This window comes from Ruegeria sp. K5 (assembly GCF_056531805.1).
This window is the reverse complement of record NZ_JBQFML010000020.1, coordinates 1-15,536: the sequence shown is the minus strand read 5'-3', so window position 1 is coordinate 15,536 and position 15,536 is coordinate 1. Positions and strand designations below refer to the sequence as shown.

General features: G+C 54.2%; 12 protein-coding genes and 1 pseudogene. 8 read left to right on the top strand and 5 right to left on the bottom strand.

Annotated features, from left to right (window positions below):
• Positions 1-111 precede the first annotated feature (111 nt).
• A pseudogene (locus ACR0MO_RS21290) lies at positions 112-312 on the top strand (Tn3 family transposase); the annotation flags it as partial.
• Between the two features lie 67 nt (positions 313-379).
• Here ACR0MO_RS21290 and ACR0MO_RS21285 read toward each other — a convergent pair.
• On the bottom strand, positions 380-991 hold the full coding sequence (locus ACR0MO_RS21285; protein WP_480893223.1) for a DsbA family protein: 612 nt from the start codon (positions 989-991) through the stop codon (positions 380-382).
• Between the two features lie 515 nt (positions 992-1,506).
• On the opposite strand from ACR0MO_RS21285, the gene ACR0MO_RS21280 reads away from it, so the two are divergent.
• The 6 genes from ACR0MO_RS21280 (at position 1,507) to ACR0MO_RS21255 (ending at position 10,004) form a co-directional block, all read left to right on the top strand.
• Positions 1,507-2,556 carry a sugar ABC transporter substrate-binding protein gene (locus ACR0MO_RS21280; protein WP_480893221.1) on the top strand — a complete coding sequence of 350 codons (1,050 nt, stop codon included), beginning with the start codon at positions 1,507-1,509 and terminating at the stop codon, positions 2,554-2,556.
• A gap of 167 nt (positions 2,557-2,723) precedes the next feature.
• A complete protein-coding gene (locus tag ACR0MO_RS21275) occupies positions 2,724-4,256 on the top strand; it encodes a sugar ABC transporter ATP-binding protein (RefSeq protein ID WP_480893220.1) in 1,533 nt (510 codons plus the stop codon).
• A gap of 12 nt (positions 4,257-4,268) precedes the next feature.
• Positions 4,269-5,429: a sugar ABC transporter permease gene (locus ACR0MO_RS21270; RefSeq protein WP_480476158.1), complete on the top strand. Its 1,161-nt coding sequence runs from the start codon at positions 4,269-4,271 to the stop codon at positions 5,427-5,429.
• Between the two features lie 137 nt (positions 5,430-5,566).
• Positions 5,567-6,580 carry a substrate-binding domain-containing protein gene (locus ACR0MO_RS21265; RefSeq protein ID WP_480893217.1) on the top strand — a complete coding sequence of 338 codons (1,014 nt, stop codon included), beginning with the start codon at positions 5,567-5,569 and terminating at the stop codon, positions 6,578-6,580.
• Positions 6,581-6,637: 57 nt separating this feature from the next.
• A complete protein-coding gene (locus ACR0MO_RS21260; RefSeq protein ID WP_170672809.1) occupies positions 6,638-7,621 on the top strand; it encodes a carbohydrate kinase family protein in 984 nt (327 codons plus the stop codon).
• Positions 7,527-10,004, top strand: a complete 2,478-nt coding sequence (locus ACR0MO_RS21255; RefSeq protein ID WP_480893215.1) for a glycoside hydrolase family 65 protein — start codon at positions 7,527-7,529, stop codon at positions 10,002-10,004. The genes ACR0MO_RS21260 and ACR0MO_RS21255 overlap by 95 nt, the downstream gene beginning before the upstream one ends.
• 51 nt (positions 10,005-10,055) lie before the next feature.
• On the opposite strand, the gene ACR0MO_RS21250 is transcribed toward ACR0MO_RS21255, so the two are convergent.
• Entirely contained in the window at positions 10,056-11,213 is a 1,158-nt protein-coding gene (locus ACR0MO_RS21250) for a sugar-binding transcriptional regulator (protein WP_480893213.1), read from the bottom strand.
• A gap of 137 nt (positions 11,214-11,350) precedes the next feature.
• On the opposite strand from ACR0MO_RS21250, the gene ACR0MO_RS21245 reads away from it, so the two are divergent.
• A complete protein-coding gene (locus ACR0MO_RS21245; protein ID WP_480893211.1) occupies positions 11,351-12,013 on the top strand; it encodes an HAD family hydrolase in 663 nt (220 codons plus the stop codon).
• Positions 12,014-12,478: 465 nt separating this feature from the next.
• Here ACR0MO_RS21245 and ACR0MO_RS21240 read toward each other — a convergent pair whose 3' ends face one another.
• The 3 genes from ACR0MO_RS21240 to ACR0MO_RS21230 form a co-directional block, all read right to left on the bottom strand.
• Positions 12,479-13,111, bottom strand: coding sequence for a tyrosine-type recombinase/integrase (locus tag ACR0MO_RS21240; RefSeq protein WP_480893209.1), 633 nt, complete (start codon positions 13,109-13,111; stop codon positions 12,479-12,481).
• A gap of 255 nt (positions 13,112-13,366) precedes the next feature.
• The gene (locus tag ACR0MO_RS21235) at positions 13,367-14,209 is read right to left on the bottom strand and encodes an SDR family NAD(P)-dependent oxidoreductase (protein WP_480893207.1); all 843 of its coding nucleotides are present in this window, start codon (positions 14,207-14,209) and stop codon (positions 13,367-13,369) included.
• A gap of 38 nt (positions 14,210-14,247) precedes the next feature.
• On the bottom strand, positions 14,248-15,219 hold the full coding sequence (locus ACR0MO_RS21230) for an SDR family oxidoreductase (protein ID WP_480893205.1): 972 nt from the start codon (positions 15,217-15,219) through the stop codon (positions 14,248-14,250).
• Positions 15,220-15,536 lie beyond the last annotated feature (317 nt).

Sequence of the window (15,536 nt, the reverse complement as noted above, 5' to 3'; positions counted from 1 at the left end):
AACCCGGCGCTTGCTTCACCGCAAAACCGCCGCATAATCAATCCAACCAGACGCGCCAGATCCTCTCTTAGCTCAGGCCGCCTTCTGTCCCAAAATCCCTGACGACGGACACGGATTGCCGGCCTCAACCTGCTCACCGCCATCATAATTTACTGGAATACAAAACAGCTTGGCATGGCGGTCTCTCAGCGGAAAAAGCGCGGTTTGAAAACGCCAGAATATCTCCTTGCCCACATGTCGCCTCTTGGCTGGGCCCACATCATCCTCACTGGAGAATATCGCTGGCGAAAGATGAAGGCGGAAAACCAGTGAAACCGCATTTGGCAACCACGTTCGACGTTCATGCTCCCTGCGGAGAAAGAGTGAGGAGAATAAACGCCTACAGCCGCTCGGACGCGGTTCGAATATGGTTCTCTAATAGCGGCAGACGGTCGTTGCCCCAAAACAATTCTTCGTGGCAAACGAAAGTCGGCACACCGAATACGCCTTCATCGAGCGCCGAGTTAGTGGCGCGTTCATGCAGAATGGCTGCTTCACCACCGTCTAGCGCATCGGAAATCGCATCAGCGGTGACCCCAAAGTCACCTGAAATCGCTTCGAGTGCACCGATAGTCAGTTCTTTGCCGTCTGCGAACACAGCCTTGAAGATGTTTTCCATCAGCGCACGGCGCTCTTTTGGATTGGGTTGGCACCAACAAGTAAGGGCCAGAGCATTAGAAGGTAATAAGGATATACGGGGTTCGACATATGCGACATTATAGTGAGATGCCCATCTCTTAGCATCTTGTTCACGGAATTTCGGTGCGTATTGGCCTGCGAGAACCGAATTCTCGAACGGCGAACCGTCAGGTCTAGCACGCTTGATCAAGTCAACAGAGTTCACCGGAATCCAGTCGAACTCAGCACCTGTTTCATGGGCAATTCGGTCAAGCTGCGTTGATGCCAGATAGGAATACCGGCTGCCTAAACCTAGGTAAGCTTTGATCTTCACCAAGTATCCCTCCGCGTCGAAGCATCAAACTGTGAAGTAGATACGCAAAGGTCCGGTCGGTTGCGCGTCTTTTCAGCCCGAGCATTGCATGGCGAAGGGTCGGTATCCAACTAGTCAGAAATTATTTGAACGACCTGTTCTGAACTCAGCCGCACTCGATCCCAAAAACGCCTAAAGGGGGATTTAGCACTCAACCGTAATCGACCCCTTATGGCACAGCTCTGTCGCGGCCTGTCCAAGACGATTCAATGTATTCAATTAGTGAGTGGCAATCTATTATGGTGTTGTTAAATATGTAAAATTCCTTTGGGCGCAGGAGTCTCAATGGCATTGTGAATATTTATGCTTTCTAAATATACAAATTCTCCTCTCAAACTTCACCGCTATGTTAGCGTTATCGCTTTGGGATTGATGCTTGTTCTTACCGGTTAGCCGATATCCAGCACAATTTGCGAAGCATTTAGCGTTGCCGACCCAATTGGACCGGCAGCCAAGGAACATACACTGGAGGAAATATGTCCCTTTTGCAGACCATTACCCGTAGAGCCGCCTTGCTGTCTGTCGCCGCTGTCGCACTAACTGCCGGGACAGCGTTTGCAGGCGATGTCAAAATTGGCTTTCTGCTGAAAACCATGCAGGAAGAGCGCTACAAGCGCGACCGCGCCGCGTTTACTGCGAAAGCTGAGGAACTGGGCGCCGAAGTTATCTTTGATTCAGCGAACAATGACGAGCTGACCCAGCTGGCTAAGTTTGAAAACATGCTCGCCAAGGGAGCAGATGTCATCGTGTTGCAGCCGGTGAATACCGGTACTGCTGGTAGCATGGTCAGCATGGCAAACAGCGAAGGTGTGCGCGTTGTCGGGTATGACTCGATGCTTGTGGACGGGCCGCTGGATGCGATGGTGATGCAAGACAGCTGGGCCGTGGGTCGCCTGCAAGGCGAAGCCATGGTCGAATGGTTGCAGGAGAAGAACGGAGAGGTGTCCGGCAAGATCGCCTTGATTCAAGGTCAACCCGGCGACTCCAACGCGATTGCCATGAGCAGCGGTGTGTTGGAGATTGTCGAAGCGAACCCGGGGTTGGAACTGGTGACCAATCAGGCGCATGAAGGTTGGTCATCCGAGAAGGCAATGGCGACTGCGGAAAACACGCTTACTTCAAACAGCAACGGCATCGACGCATTTATCGCCAACAACAGCGGCATGGCCCGTGGTGTTATCGCGGCATTGGAAGCACAGGGTCTGGCGTCATCAGACAAAGTGTTTGTGGCCGGATCTGATGCCGACCTGGCCAATATCCAATATGTTGCGCAAGGCAAGCAAGCCGTTGAAATCTGGAAGCAGATCGATCCTCTGGCTGAAACCGCGGCAGAAGTGGCCGTTGCTCTGGCTGCTGATCCGGACACCGCGCCCGCCGATTTGGTCGAGGTGGACAAGGTTATCAACAACGGTTTCGCCGATGTGCCGACAATCGTGACTCCGATCACGCTTGTGACACAGGACAACATCGATGACACGATCATCGCTGGCGGCTTCTACTCCAAGGAAGAGGTCTACGGGAACTGATCCCAAGGACTGTTTCCTGAAGGAGGGCGTTTCGCCATTTGGCTCCCTATGCGTGTACTCCCCGCGCGCGGCTTCATGGTGCCCTCCTTCCTTAACCCCTCACGGCGAGACTGCCGGTCAGGGTGGGGAATGTCCGAAACACCTTTCTGAATGTGATGGGAAAAAGCATGTCTGAAGTCGTCCTGAAAATGCAGGGTATTATCAAGGATTTTCCCGGAGTTCGCGCCCTGAACAATGTCAATTTCGAAGCCCGCTCGGGCGAGCTTCTGGCGTTGATGGGAGAAAACGGAGCGGGCAAATCCACGTTGATGAAAGTGCTCAGCGGCGTGTGGCCGTATCCGACCTACGAAGGCGATATCTTTCTGCGCGGCGAAAGAGTCCGATTCGCGAATACGAAAGAGGCCGAGGCGGCCGGCATTGGCATCATCTATCAGGAACTCAACCTGATCCCCGGCCTTTCGGTTGCCGAGAACATCTTTCTGGATCGCCAGTTCACCGATGCCAAGGGCAGAATCAACTGGAATCAAACCTTTGCCGAGACTCAGAAATTGCTGACCGAACTGGGCATCAACGACATTCGCCCGACCGATCTGGTGCAGAATATCACCGTGGGCAAACAGCAGATGGTCGAAATTGCAAAGGCGCTGTCGCTCAAGGCAGAGATACTGGTGCTGGACGAACCTACGTCGGCACTGACGGATAAGGAGGTCAAGGATCTCTTCCGTATCATCCGCAAGCTGAAAGCCGACGGCGTCTGCATGTGCTACATTTCGCACAAAATGGAAGAGATCGAGCAGATCGCCGACCGGATCGCGGTTCTGCGCGATGGCCAGACGATCGGTGACGTCACGCCTATCGCGGATATCACGCTGGATCAGATCATCGCCCGAATGGTCGGGCGCGACATCAAGGATATGTTTCCCAAGGTCGATTTCACACCGGGTGAGGTGACTTTGGAGGTCAACGATCTGTCCGTCACAAACCCCGACCTGCCTGGCAGCTATCTGGTCAAGAACGCCAGCTTCGTTGCCCGCAAAGGCGAGATATTGGGCATCTCCGGGCTAATGGGCGCGGGCCGAACCGAACTGGTTGGTGGTGTATTCGGTGCCTATCCGGATCAGACCACCGGTGAGGTAAAGCTGAACGGGCAAAAGCTGGACATCAAGTCGCCGAAAGACGCCATTGATGCCGGCATCGCGTTGTTGACCGAAGACCGTAAGGCGCTGGGTTTGTTTCTCGACAAGTCCATCTCATTCAACACGACGATTTCCTCACTTGAGACGATCAGTTCCAAGGTTCTGGGCATTATCAACACTCAGCAGGAACGCAAAGTCGTTAAGGAATATGTCGACCAGCTTGGTGTCAAAACACCTTCGATTGACACAGTAATCGGTACGCTTAGCGGCGGTAACCAGCAGAAGGTCATTCTGGGTAAGTGGCTGAACTCGCGCCCAGATGTGTTCATTCTGGATGAACCTACGCGCGGGATCGATATCGGCGCCAAGGTCGAAATTTACAAGCTGCTGAACGAACTGGTCCAGCAGGGTGTCACCGTCATCATGATTTCTTCCGAACTGCCCGAGGTTTTGGGCATGTGCGATCGGATTCTGGTGATGTGCGAAGGCGAGATCGTGTCGAACTTTGAACGGGACGACGCGAAGAAGGAAGCAATCATGGCGTATGCCACCGGCAGCGCATAAGGGAGGAAGCAAATGAGTGCTGACAGCAACGTTGCAGGTGTTGGCGTCAATGGCGCCAAGGAAAACCACCTGATAAACTTCATAAAGGACAACGCGACGCTAATTGCGTTGATCGTGCTTGTCGTTGGGCTCAGCTTTGCCGACGACGCATTTTTCACCGCGAGGAACCTTAGCAACCTATCCCGTCAGGTTACCATCATCGGGATCATTGCCGTAGGCATGACCATGGTCATTCTGATTGCGGGTATTGACCTATCCGTTGGCTCTGTCGTCGGGTTATCAGCGGTCGTTTGTACGCTCATGATGCAATGGGGCGTGCCGACCATTTTGGCGGTACCTGCAACCCTTTTGATCGTGGGTGTTGGAATAGGTCTGTGGAACGGGTTCTGGATAGCCAAGTTCAACATACCCCCATTCATCATAACCCTTGGAATGCTGACTATCGCACGCGGTTTGGCACTGACCCTGACCAATGGCAGTTCTGTACCGGTAACGAGTAATGTGTTTCCATTGATTGGTGGTGCCTATATCCCGCCGATGTTGTCCAGTATCGTGCTGATCGTATGTGCTGCACTTGCTGTCTATTCGATCTTCCGGGATGTTCAGCAAAGCAAGGCGCATGGCGTCGAAGTGAACATGCAAGAGTTGCTGGTCAACGGAGCCGTGATGATTGGTGGCTTTGCTTTGGCCTTCCACGTGTTCACCAGCTACAAAGGGATCCCCGTTCCTGTCGCGATCTTTGCAGTCATTGCGTTTGCCGGGATCTATACGCTGAACAGTACCCGTTTTGGTCGCCGCCTCTATGCGCTTGGCGGAAACGAGGATGCGGCTCGCCTGTCCGGCATCAACGTCGTCCGCACCAAGATGATTGTCTATACGGTCATTTCGGTTCTGTCGGCGTTGGCTGGTATCATTCTGGCCTCGCGTCTGAACGGTGCCTCGCCCAACCTTGGAACCATGTTCGAGCTTGACGCGATTGCGGCCGTTGTTATCGGCGGTACCAGTCTGGCGGGCGGTTCTGGCAAGGTGAGTGGAACCATCATCGGTGCCCTGCTGATCGGGGTCCTGAACAATGGCATGAGCCTGCTTGGTGTGGTCACGTTCTATCAGTTGATCATCAAGGGCCTGATCATCATCCTCGCCGTCTGGTTCGATGTGATGCAGAAGAAATAATGTTGCTGGCCTGCCCCCGGTCACATGCACCGGGGGCAAAGCCAAAATCCCCGAAAACTTGAATGACAGTTGGGAGGTAAGCGATGGTCCAGTCCATTTTAGCAACCTTATGCACAAACGGCCTCAGAGCTTTAGGTTTGGCCGGCCTTCTATCCGCATCGCTGCCAATGATCGCGGCAGCGCAGGACAACGCTAAAATCGGGTTCCTGCTCAAGACAATGCAAGAAGCCAGATACCAGACAGACAAATCTCTGTTCATCGCCCGCGCGGAATCCCAAGGTGCAGACGTGATCTTCGACAGCGGCGGCAATGACCCTTTGCGTCAGTTGCAGCAGGTTGAGGAAATGCTGGAATTGGGAGTGGATGTTCTGGTTCTGCAACCCGTCAACACCGCAACCGCTGGTGCCCTTGTTGATCTGGCTCACGATCAAGGCGTCAAAGTGGTCGGATACGACTCGATGCTGCAGGACGGGCCGCTTGACGTCATGGTCATGCAGGATAGCTGGGCTGTCGGGCAGCTTCAGGCCGAAGCCATGGTCGACTGGCTGAACGCCACCCGCGGCGAGGTTAAGGGCCGTGTCGCGCTGATCCGGGGCCAGCCCGGCGATGCGAATGCCGAAGCGCTGAGCAGCGGCGTGCTCAAGGTCATCGCGGACCATCCCGGGTTGGAGCTTGTCGCCGACCGCAGCCATGTGGACTGGTCGCCGGACATGGCGCGGGATACTGCCGAGAACCTTCTGGTGGAATATGACAACGGCATCGATGCCTTCATCGCCAACAACAGTGGCCTTGCCTTTGGTGTGTTGGCCGCTTTGTCTGACGAGGAGCTGGCCTCGACGGAACAAGTCTTCGTTGCCGGGTCAGATGCCGATCTGAGGAATGTCAGAATGGTCGCCAACGATGTGCAGGCGTTGGAAGTCTGGAAACAGATAAAGCCACTGGCCTATCAGGCAGCCGATATCGCAGTACAGATCGCCCAGTCTCCGAACACGGAAATTGTTGATCTGATCGGTAATCATGTGCTGATCGACAACGGTTTTGCAGAAATCCCGACCGTCATCACGCCAGTCTTTGCGGTCACGAAAGACACGATCGACGACACGGTGGTGCAGGGCGGTTTCTATACCAGCGAGCAAATTTATCAGAACTAACGCTGCTATAATCATCAAGCCCGTCGGCAAAACAGCGAATGTAAGCAAGGGACCGAAATGTCGGACAAGATCAATGTCGCCGTCCTTGGCCCGATCCCAAGGGACAACATCACCAGCTATCAGGGTGAGAAATTCAAGAAATTCGGCTGCGCGGTTTATACGGCGGTCTGTATGTCCTCGCTGGCCGGTTCGGGATCGCGGATCAACGTCGTCAGTCATGTGCGTAAGTCAGATGTCGACAATGTTCGCAGCTTGCTGTCTGAATTTCCGCATCTGGATGTCAGCCATGTTTCCAGCGATGCTGATCAGGGCGCGGTGATCGATCTGGTTTATGTTGACCAGAACCGGCGCAACGAAAGGCAAACGGGTTTCATGAATCCGATCCTGCCCGAAGACATCCAGGATCTGATGGATTGCGAGGCCTTCGTTTTCGTTCCGATCACCGATTTCGAGGTTCCGCTGGAAACGATCCGGTACATCAAGGCCAACAGCGACGGGCTGGTTGTGTTTGATGCCCATGGGCCCACCAGCGGGTGTTCGGCGCATGGCGAACGGTATCACAAATTCTGGATCGACAGGGATCGCTGGCTTCCGCATATCGACCTTCTGAAGATGAATTTGGAAGAGGCGCAATGCAGTTGGTTCAAAGGGGAATACGGCTCTGACGAGTTGCAGGACATAAGCGAACTCACGATGGACCAGCTGCCCAAATTTGCGCAGCACTGCCTGGATCTGGGCGTCAAGGCGCTTTACGTTACGCTGGATCAGCACGGATGTGCCGTCTACCACAAGGACGCGACGGGCCGAATGCGGGAACATCTGGTCAAGCGCGTGCTTGTCGAGGATGTGGTCGACACCACCGGCTGCGGCGACAGCTTTGCCGGTGGTTTGGCCTTTGGCTACCTCAAGACCCGCGATTTCGTCAAAGCCTGCCAGTTCGGCAACTGTGCCGGGGCGCAACGCTGTTCGAGCAGCGAGTTGGACGTCTACGGATCGCTGGAAGAAACCGAACGTCAGATTGCCGAAACCTACGGCGACTGAAGTGCCCGAAACATCACCCGAACGGAGGCCTGACATGCAGACAATGCTGAGCAGCAGCGATTGGCTGATCGAAGAAACCCAATTCAACCTGGATGAGGCGAACTTCAAGGAGACCATTTTCACGGTCGGCAACGGCTATCAGGGCACACGTGGATCGCTGGAAGAGGGTCACAAAGGAGAGCTGTCTGGCACCTATCTGGCTGGTGTTTACGATCACCATGACTCGACGGTGATCGATCAGGTCAATGTGCCGACCTGGCTGCCGCTTCGGGTTCGTGTCGAAGGTGAAATTCTGGATGTCCAAACGTGTAAAGTGGTCGAACACAAGCGCGTGTTGGATCTGCAGACCGGATTTCTCCACCGAGATACGGTTTTTGAAGATAGCAAAGGCCGTCGCACTCGCATCACCAGCATCCGATTTGCGAGTTTTGCCGATCAGCACATCTGTGGCATTCGCCTGACGGTTACGCCTGAGAACTACTCCTCGGAGATCACTGTCGAAAGCGCCCTTGATGCCCATCGATACAATCTGGACCGCCTGCCAGCTTATCAGGGAAATCCCGTCTTCCACCCCGAAGTTAAATGGGAGAAGTGGGCCAAAAGCCGGCACATGAAGGTCACTCAGTCACATGCAAGCAGCGATGCGTCCTATATCGAAACTCTGACACTGGACACTGGCATTTCGATTGGCATGGCGTCTGCCTTGGATTGTCCTGCCTTCAGCGAGTTCAAAGTCGCAAATCGTGATTATGAGCGGGTTTCGCAAACCGTTTCTGTCGAGGCGCTCAACGGGCAAAGCCTGACCTTCGAAAAGCTGGTGTCGATTTATACATCGCGAGATCTGAACGGCGCGGAATTGGCGGCCAAGTGCGAAGCCTCCCTTGAGACCGCGCATGCCAAGGGATTTTCCGCCTGTCTGAGCGAAAGCGCCGCAGCCTGGCGCGAAAAATGGGACGCCTGTGATTGTGTGGTGACGGGTGATCTAGAAGCAACGCGTGCAATGCGTTTCAACATCTATCATCTGCTGATTGCCGCAAACGAAAACGACCCGCGCGCGAACATCGGCGCCAAGTCCATGTCTGGGGAAGGATACAAAGGTCACGTTTTCTGGGATACCGAGATATTCCTGCTGCCATTCTACATTTTCACGCAGCCGGAGACCGCCAAAGCCCTTCTGAAATACCGTTTCAACACGTTGAACGGCGCACTTGAGAACGCCCGAATGAATGGGCTTAAGGGCGCGCAGTACGCGTGGGAATCTGCTGATACCGGAGTAGAGACAACGCCAAAATGGACAGCGGACGGTGCGAACCGTATCTGGACCGGAGAAGAAGAGATTCACGTCACCGCATGCGTGGCATATGGCATCCTCAGTTATGTTGCGGCGACCGGAGACAGAGATTTCCTTCGCGATTTCGGTGCCGAGGTTTTGTATCAAACCAGCCGGTTCTGGATCAGTCGGCTGGAATGGAACAAAGACAAGGACCGGTACGAGCTGACAAATGTTATCGGGCCGGACGAGTTCCACGAACATGTCGACAACAACACGTTCACCAACCGAATGGCGAAATGGCACCTGGAGCAATCCGCACGTGTTTTTGCTGAACTCAGCGAAACCTCATCTCTAACCCACGATGACCTTCTGAACCGGTTGGGGCTGACAGCGAACGAAGTAGAGCAGTGGGTTGAAGCCGCCGAAAAAATCTACGTTCCCTTTGACCCGTCTCGTAATCTGATTGAGCAGTTTGAAGGGTACTTTCAGCTTCAGGACATTCCTATCACGGAATGGGACAAAAACCGTATGCCGGTCTATCCCGAAGGGCATGATCACTTTTCGCTGAATGGTTCAATGCTGCTTAAACAACCGGATGTGATCATGTTGAACTATCTCTTACCTGATGAGTTCTCGGATGAGGTCAAAGCGGCAAACTACGCGTTTTACGAGAAACGTACGATGCACAAGTCTTCACTTAGCCCCGCCATTCATTCGATCATGGGGATTGAAGTCGGCGACATCTCTTCGGCGCATCGCTATTTCGAACGCTCTGCCTTTGTTGATCTGGTCAACAATCAGGGTAACACGCAAGACGGTATGCATATCGCTTCGGCCGGTGGTACCTGGCAGTCGCTTGTTTGTGGATTTGGCGGGTTCCGGGTCAAGCACGGCGAGATGACGTTCAAACCCTGGCTGCCCGAGGCATGGTCCGGAATCCGGTTTAACCTGAAATGGAAAGGGAATGACGTCATGGTCGCGATTTCCCACGACGAGTGCCGGTTTAAGTTCATCGCTCCGCCCGGCACAAAAGAAACGATCGAGGTAATGGGTCATCCTGTTACCTTAATTGCAGGAGAGGAAGTGGTCTTTGCGCCGCAGCCAGCGTGACAACCAAGATTATTCTCGCAGGAATGGTCAAGGTGTGCCGAGGTGCTATCGTCAGTCTGCAAGAGCCTCGGCAACGCGCGTGTGCAGTTGTTCCGCCGCCGCGTGATCGATGAGCAATTCGTTAACAAGCCCCCGGGTGATCAGTTCAAATACCGTATCACCTCGTTCCTTCTGAATCGCGACGACCACAACCCCACTTTGGTCAGGATCGTCAAATGCCCGATCTGCTATGGCCTTGACATGCTCTGTTTTGATCCCGGTCCACAGCCCGTTCAGTTCGTCAATCAGGTCCATCTTGGCCTGAGAAATTTCGGTTCTCGGGATCAAAATGCCGCCGAGGTCTCCGACGACCAATTGCCTGAGATCATCAGCCCTTAAACCGCCTGCCTGAACCAGCTCTTCAAAACTGCCCAGAACCGGAGTGCTTGAAGACCCAACGCTGGAAATCAGCATATCCATTTTGCCAATCAACGCGTCAGGCCCCGAAAACACGCGGTGAAATCCTTGGGTGTCAGAGATGTACTGCCAAATGGAACGGCGCATGGTTTCATCGTAGTGACGGGGTATGTATGCCGGGAAACCAGTGAGCTGAGGGCTATCCTCCGGCTGATCGTTAAATAGCTCATCAAAAGTTCCGGCAAGCCGGCTGGCAGAGTATCCATGCTGAGCCAGCGACATCAATTCTGCGCAAACCGCTGCAAACTCTGTCTTTTTCGTTTTATCTATGGGTTGCCTTGAGGCGGCAATTCCTTCTGCCAGCGATTTAATCGTTCGCCCCCACGCAACGCCTACGACGTTCGATTTCTCGATCAGTTCCATCAATCGCCCGGATGCCGTTCGCCCAAATCTGGCCCGTCGCTGTGACAGCGCAGCCTCGGTGTTCCCCGGGCCGCTTTCAAACACCCCAAGCCGAGGCGGTCTAAGCTTGTTCCTGTTGCAATATCGTTTCAGATCAGAATTAAGCCCTGAAGGAGCCAGCATTTCGTCCATCTGGGCAATCCACTCGTCTGAGAATTGTTCTTTGACGAAGCGTTGTTCGATGACCAAGTAGTTTTGGCGTTCAGCGTGTTTCAGTAACCGCGATACATGCGGTTGAGACAGGCCACCAAGAATTGCTCCTATCTCTACCTGCGACATGTTGTGCGTTGCGCGCATATAGGCAGCGCACTGGGCGCGTTCTTCAAATGGAAGTTTTTTAACGTCGATCATTTGTTCAATATTGTTCGTTAGCAGGATCCTGACAGCGTGAATAACTATGCCATATAAACATTCACATGCCAGCCGATTGAAGAAAAATCCTTACATGCTACGTGTTTCTTGCACAGGCTCGAACCAGGAGATTCAGCATGCCGATCAAAGGACTGATCTTTGACCTCGATGGTGTTTTGGTCGACACCGTACCGGCGCATTTTGCTGCTTGGAAACGCATGTTCGAAGAATACGGGTATGAGTTTGGAAGGGCGGAATACCGGAGGCTTGTCGATGGACGCCCTCGTTATGATGGGGCGCGAGCGGTCATGACCCGGCATTCGGAGAATGAAGTCAGAACCGCCGCAGACAAAAAAAACGACTATTATGTTGAAATGATCGAGCGAGGCGAGTTCCAGGTCTTCGATGCTGCTGTGCGCCTAGTTAGACAATGCCAGTCAGAGGGCTACGGGTTGGCGGCCGCTTCCAGCAGCGCCAATGTCCGAGCCGTTCTCGAAAAAGCTGGTTTGTTGGATGCCTTTCCGGTTGTTATCGGAGGCGACGATGTCGAAAAAGGGAAACCCAACCCCGATATATTCCTCACCGCCGCCAGCGGGATGGGGCTGAAAGTGGATGAATGTGTCGTGATCGAGGATTCCTCCTCCGGGGTCGAAGCGGCAAAGAATGGTGGTTTCTACTGCGTAGGTCTTCTTCATGAAGATCACGAGAGTGAACTAACGGCGGCGGACTGCGTCGTTTCTTCGCTGGCCGAGATCGAAATTGAACAGATAGATGGATCTAGGTCTGAGCGGTCGGTTTGAGTACTGTGTAGCGATATAGAATTGGATTTCTTGGGGGCAGATAGCAAACTACACCCAAGATTCAGTATCGTGTACTCAACCTCTCGTAACTTCGGTGTCCGAACTGGACTATTGGCCGCTTCAGCCAAGCTCCGATGCGACCTTGAAACTGCTGGGACTGTTTGCGCGCGTGTAAGGCGTTTGGCTGAAGGCCCGGAAAATCCGCGAACTGTTCGACTGGCCTTCCCCCTGTCTCGCGCTGGCAGCGAACTGCAGGTTTGACGAACCGCAACGCAGCATTGAAGTTGTCCAATGGACTGCAGCTCCGGGCCGTCCTCAATATCGCTAACGTCGGGTTTCAATGGTTGTCCGGCAATTACGTCTGCGCAGCATCCGGCACTCTGGGCTCGAACCGAACAACTGCCGCGGTGCGACCGTAGGTCTGGTCTGAATTGGCGAACGGCAAGAGCCGCCCGCCATGGTGGTTCAAATGTCGATTTGCTCGGCGATACTCAGCGCATCTTCAAGTTCGACACCAAGATATCTGACTGTGCTGTCAACCTTTGTGTGCCCGAGCAACAGTTGAACCGCCCTAAGATTTCCGGTTTTGCGGTAGATTTCCGCTGCTTTGGTCCGGCGCAGCGAATGGGTGCCGTATCCGCTGGGCTCCAGCCCAATCGCGGCCACCCAATCCCGCACAAGCCGGCCATATTGGCGTGTTGAGATATGCGGGCGGTCGTGAAACCGGCTGAGAAACATGAAACGGCAGCCGAGCATCTCCGGTGACTTGATCCATGCGGCAATGGTATCCCGCGTGTTTTCAGAGAGTTCAAACTGAACAGGCCGCTTGGTTTTGCTCTGGATCACGGACACGCGTTCGCGAACGCGATCATCCCTCACCAGGTCGGCGACGGCCAGTTTCACCAAATCGCATCCGCGAAGCTTGCTATCAATGGCCACGTTGAACAGCGCAAGATCGCGCAGGTTGCCCGCCAGCTCGAGCCGCGCGCGGATCGCCCAGACCTGTTTCGGCAACAGTGGTCGTTTCTGGCCGATAATCCGGCCCTTGTTCCAGGCTCTTCGTTTCGGGGTGACAGCGGGAAGTTGGACTCTTGGCATTGTGCGCCCTCCAATCCTCCCGCCAAACCCAGACATCAGCACAGCGCTGACGCCTCAGTTTACTGGTGGTTTGAATGGCCGTTGTCAGCTTGCTGCTTCATTGGCGAACGACGCAAACGCATTGGGCAGCTTCGAGCCCATTTCGACCAACGCTGCGCTTGGCATAAACGTCCGTTAGGAATTTAGAAGTGGTGTAAGCCTCGTTGTTTGGTCCACTGATTCACTGGCTCTATGCTTGACCGCTCTTGGGACCGGCTATTCCGAAGCCTCATGCGCCGCAAAGGCATCCACATAGTCAGGATGCCAGCGCGAAAGAGCCGGGCGATTGTTGATGATATCGCCCACGGCCCATTCAATCCGTTTGCGGTCGCGCTCTTCGGACACATCATTGTCGGGGCAAAGAATATAGAAGTCCCCGTCCGACATGCGCTTCAGCATATAGTCAATTGCTTCTTCGCTTGTCCAAGCGACAGCAGGTTTTTCCGGCATGAACTTTGCGATCATACCAGTATAGGTAAATCCCGGCACAAACAGATGGGCGGTGATATCCACCTCGGCCTGCCGTAAATCATGCGCTAACATTTCCGTCATGACCTTCACGGCGGCTTTGCTGGTATTGTAAGCGGGGTTTCCGGGCGGTGTGGTGATGCCCTGTTTTGACCCGGTGTTGATCACCACAGCGGGGCGCCCCGCCTCAATCATACGCGGCAGGAAAGAATGCACGCCATTCATGACGCCAAAAAGATTGACCTCTAACAGTTTGCGCCAGTTTTTCGCGTTTTCCCAGCTGCCGGACGGCACCGCGATACCGGCATTGTTCATCAGGACAGCCACCTCGCCGAGCGCAAAGATCTGATCCGCCAAAGCATTCACAGCAGTGGCGTCGGTAACATCAGTCGGAAACGCCTGAACAGTTGCGGAGGCTCCAGCCTGATCACGCAGCTCCACCTCGGCTCTGTCCAAGGCCTCACCCGCCAGATCGACCAGCACAACCCCCAATCCGTCTTGAATGAATCGTTGGGCCGCGGCCTTGCCGACACCGCTTGCAGCCCCGGTTACAACGGCCAGGCCACCTTTATCAATTGCTTTGCGGTACATGGAGCATCCCTTTTTTCTATGAATGACTCAACGGTTCTTCAGGGTGCCATCTTTTGCTTAAGGCTACCAATGAACGTCTCGTCATCCTGTTGTTTGCGCGCGTTCAGCAATTCTTCAGCATCAGGCCCTGCGCGAAAACGCAGGCGGCTTCCGGTCTCGTTGGCCGCATCCCAAATGACCTGTGCGACCGTTTCTGGTTCAGACGGGTTTGCGGCCAGCTTGCCAAACAGGCGCCCCATGGCTTCGGCCATTGGTGCGTAATCCGGCAGGTTCTCATCCATCGCAAAATCGAAAGAGCTGCCGCCGAAGTTGGTCCGTATCATACCAGGTTGGACAATTCGGACCCGAATGCCAAGAGGTTCCAATTCGTAGTGCAACGCCTCAGATAACCCCTCAACTGCGAACTTGGTGCCATGGTAGAGCGCCCCAAGTGGAAATGTAATCTGTCCTCCGATGGACGAGATATTGATGACCGTGCCTGACCGGCTCTGACGAAAATGGGGCAGAACCGCTTTGGTCACTTCCATCAACCCAAGCACGTTGGTGTCAAACTGACGTCGGATGCGATCCATCGAAAAGGCCTCTAACGCACCGTAGGCGCCATAACCTGCATTGTTCAACAAAACATCAATCTGCCCAAACCGTTCGATGCCAGCGCCCACGGCCGATGCAATTGAGCCCGTATCCGTCACATCCAGTTGAGTCAGATGCACGTTGTCCAAAGCCCCAAGATCTGTGCTGCCCGCTGGGTTGCGCATCGTGGCGACGACATTCCAACCGTTCGCCTGGAAATGTCGGGCGGTTGCCGCGCCAATACCGGATGAAGCCCCGGTGATCAGAATGGTTTTCATGTTATTACTCCGCAAGACTCTAAGCACACAATAATCATCAAATGGGGATGTATCTATCAGGAATCTCCGCGCTTCTTGCTTAATCCTCCAGAAGTGGAATTTTTCAGTGATGGCGTTCGTTGCTTCTGTGCTATCGACGATGGCAATGACAGGAGGCATTCATGGGACCTCAGACACTATTGGACTACGTTCTGGCGCTGCTTGACCAAGCAGGCGTCGCGCAGGGTGCGCTACCACACAAGGAAAGCGGGACGGTTTTTCTAACCTATCCATCGACCACCCAACATGACGCAAATGTCTACCGCCCTCTGCTATGTGCGGTCCTGCAAGGCGCCAAAGAGGTCGGGACCAGTACCAGAACATTCTGTCTGACGTCAGCACCAATGGGACAGTTTAGGGCGATTTGATAAGAGAGGGTTTCTGGCTCATCGTAACCGCCAAGGAGTGGAGATGAGAAAGAAACCCGGACCCAAGCA

What these genes read in the sequence shown, in the direction of transcription:
- ACR0MO_RS21280 (WP_480893221.1), top strand. Translation starts at nt 1,507, where the DNA reads ATGTCCCTTTTGCAGACCATTACCCGTAGAGCCGCCTTGCTGTCTGTC.
- ACR0MO_RS21275 (WP_480893220.1), top strand. Translation starts at nt 2,724, where the DNA reads ATGTCTGAAGTCGTCCTGAAAATGCAGGGTATTATCAAGGATTTTCCC.
- ACR0MO_RS21270 (WP_480476158.1), top strand. Translation starts at nt 4,269, where the DNA reads ATGAGTGCTGACAGCAACGTTGCAGGTGTTGGCGTCAATGGCGCCAAG.
- ACR0MO_RS21260 (WP_170672809.1), top strand. Translation starts at nt 6,638, where the DNA reads ATGTCGGACAAGATCAATGTCGCCGTCCTTGGCCCGATCCCAAGGGAC.
- ACR0MO_RS21250 (WP_480893213.1), bottom strand. Translation starts at nt 11,213, where the DNA reads ATGATCGACGTTAAAAAACTTCCATTTGAAGAACGCGCCCAGTGCGCT.
- ACR0MO_RS21245 (WP_480893211.1), top strand. Translation starts at nt 11,351, where the DNA reads ATGCCGATCAAAGGACTGATCTTTGACCTCGATGGTGTTTTGGTCGAC.
- ACR0MO_RS21240 (WP_480893209.1), bottom strand. Translation starts at nt 13,111, where the DNA reads ATGCCAAGAGTCCAACTTCCCGCTGTCACCCCGAAACGAAGAGCCTGG.
- ACR0MO_RS21235 (WP_480893207.1), bottom strand. Translation starts at nt 14,209, where the DNA reads ATGTACCGCAAAGCAATTGATAAAGGTGGCCTGGCCGTTGTAACCGGG.
- ACR0MO_RS21230 (WP_480893205.1), bottom strand. Translation starts at nt 15,219, where the DNA reads ATGCCTCCTGTCATTGCCATCGTCGATAGCACAGAAGCAACGAACGCC.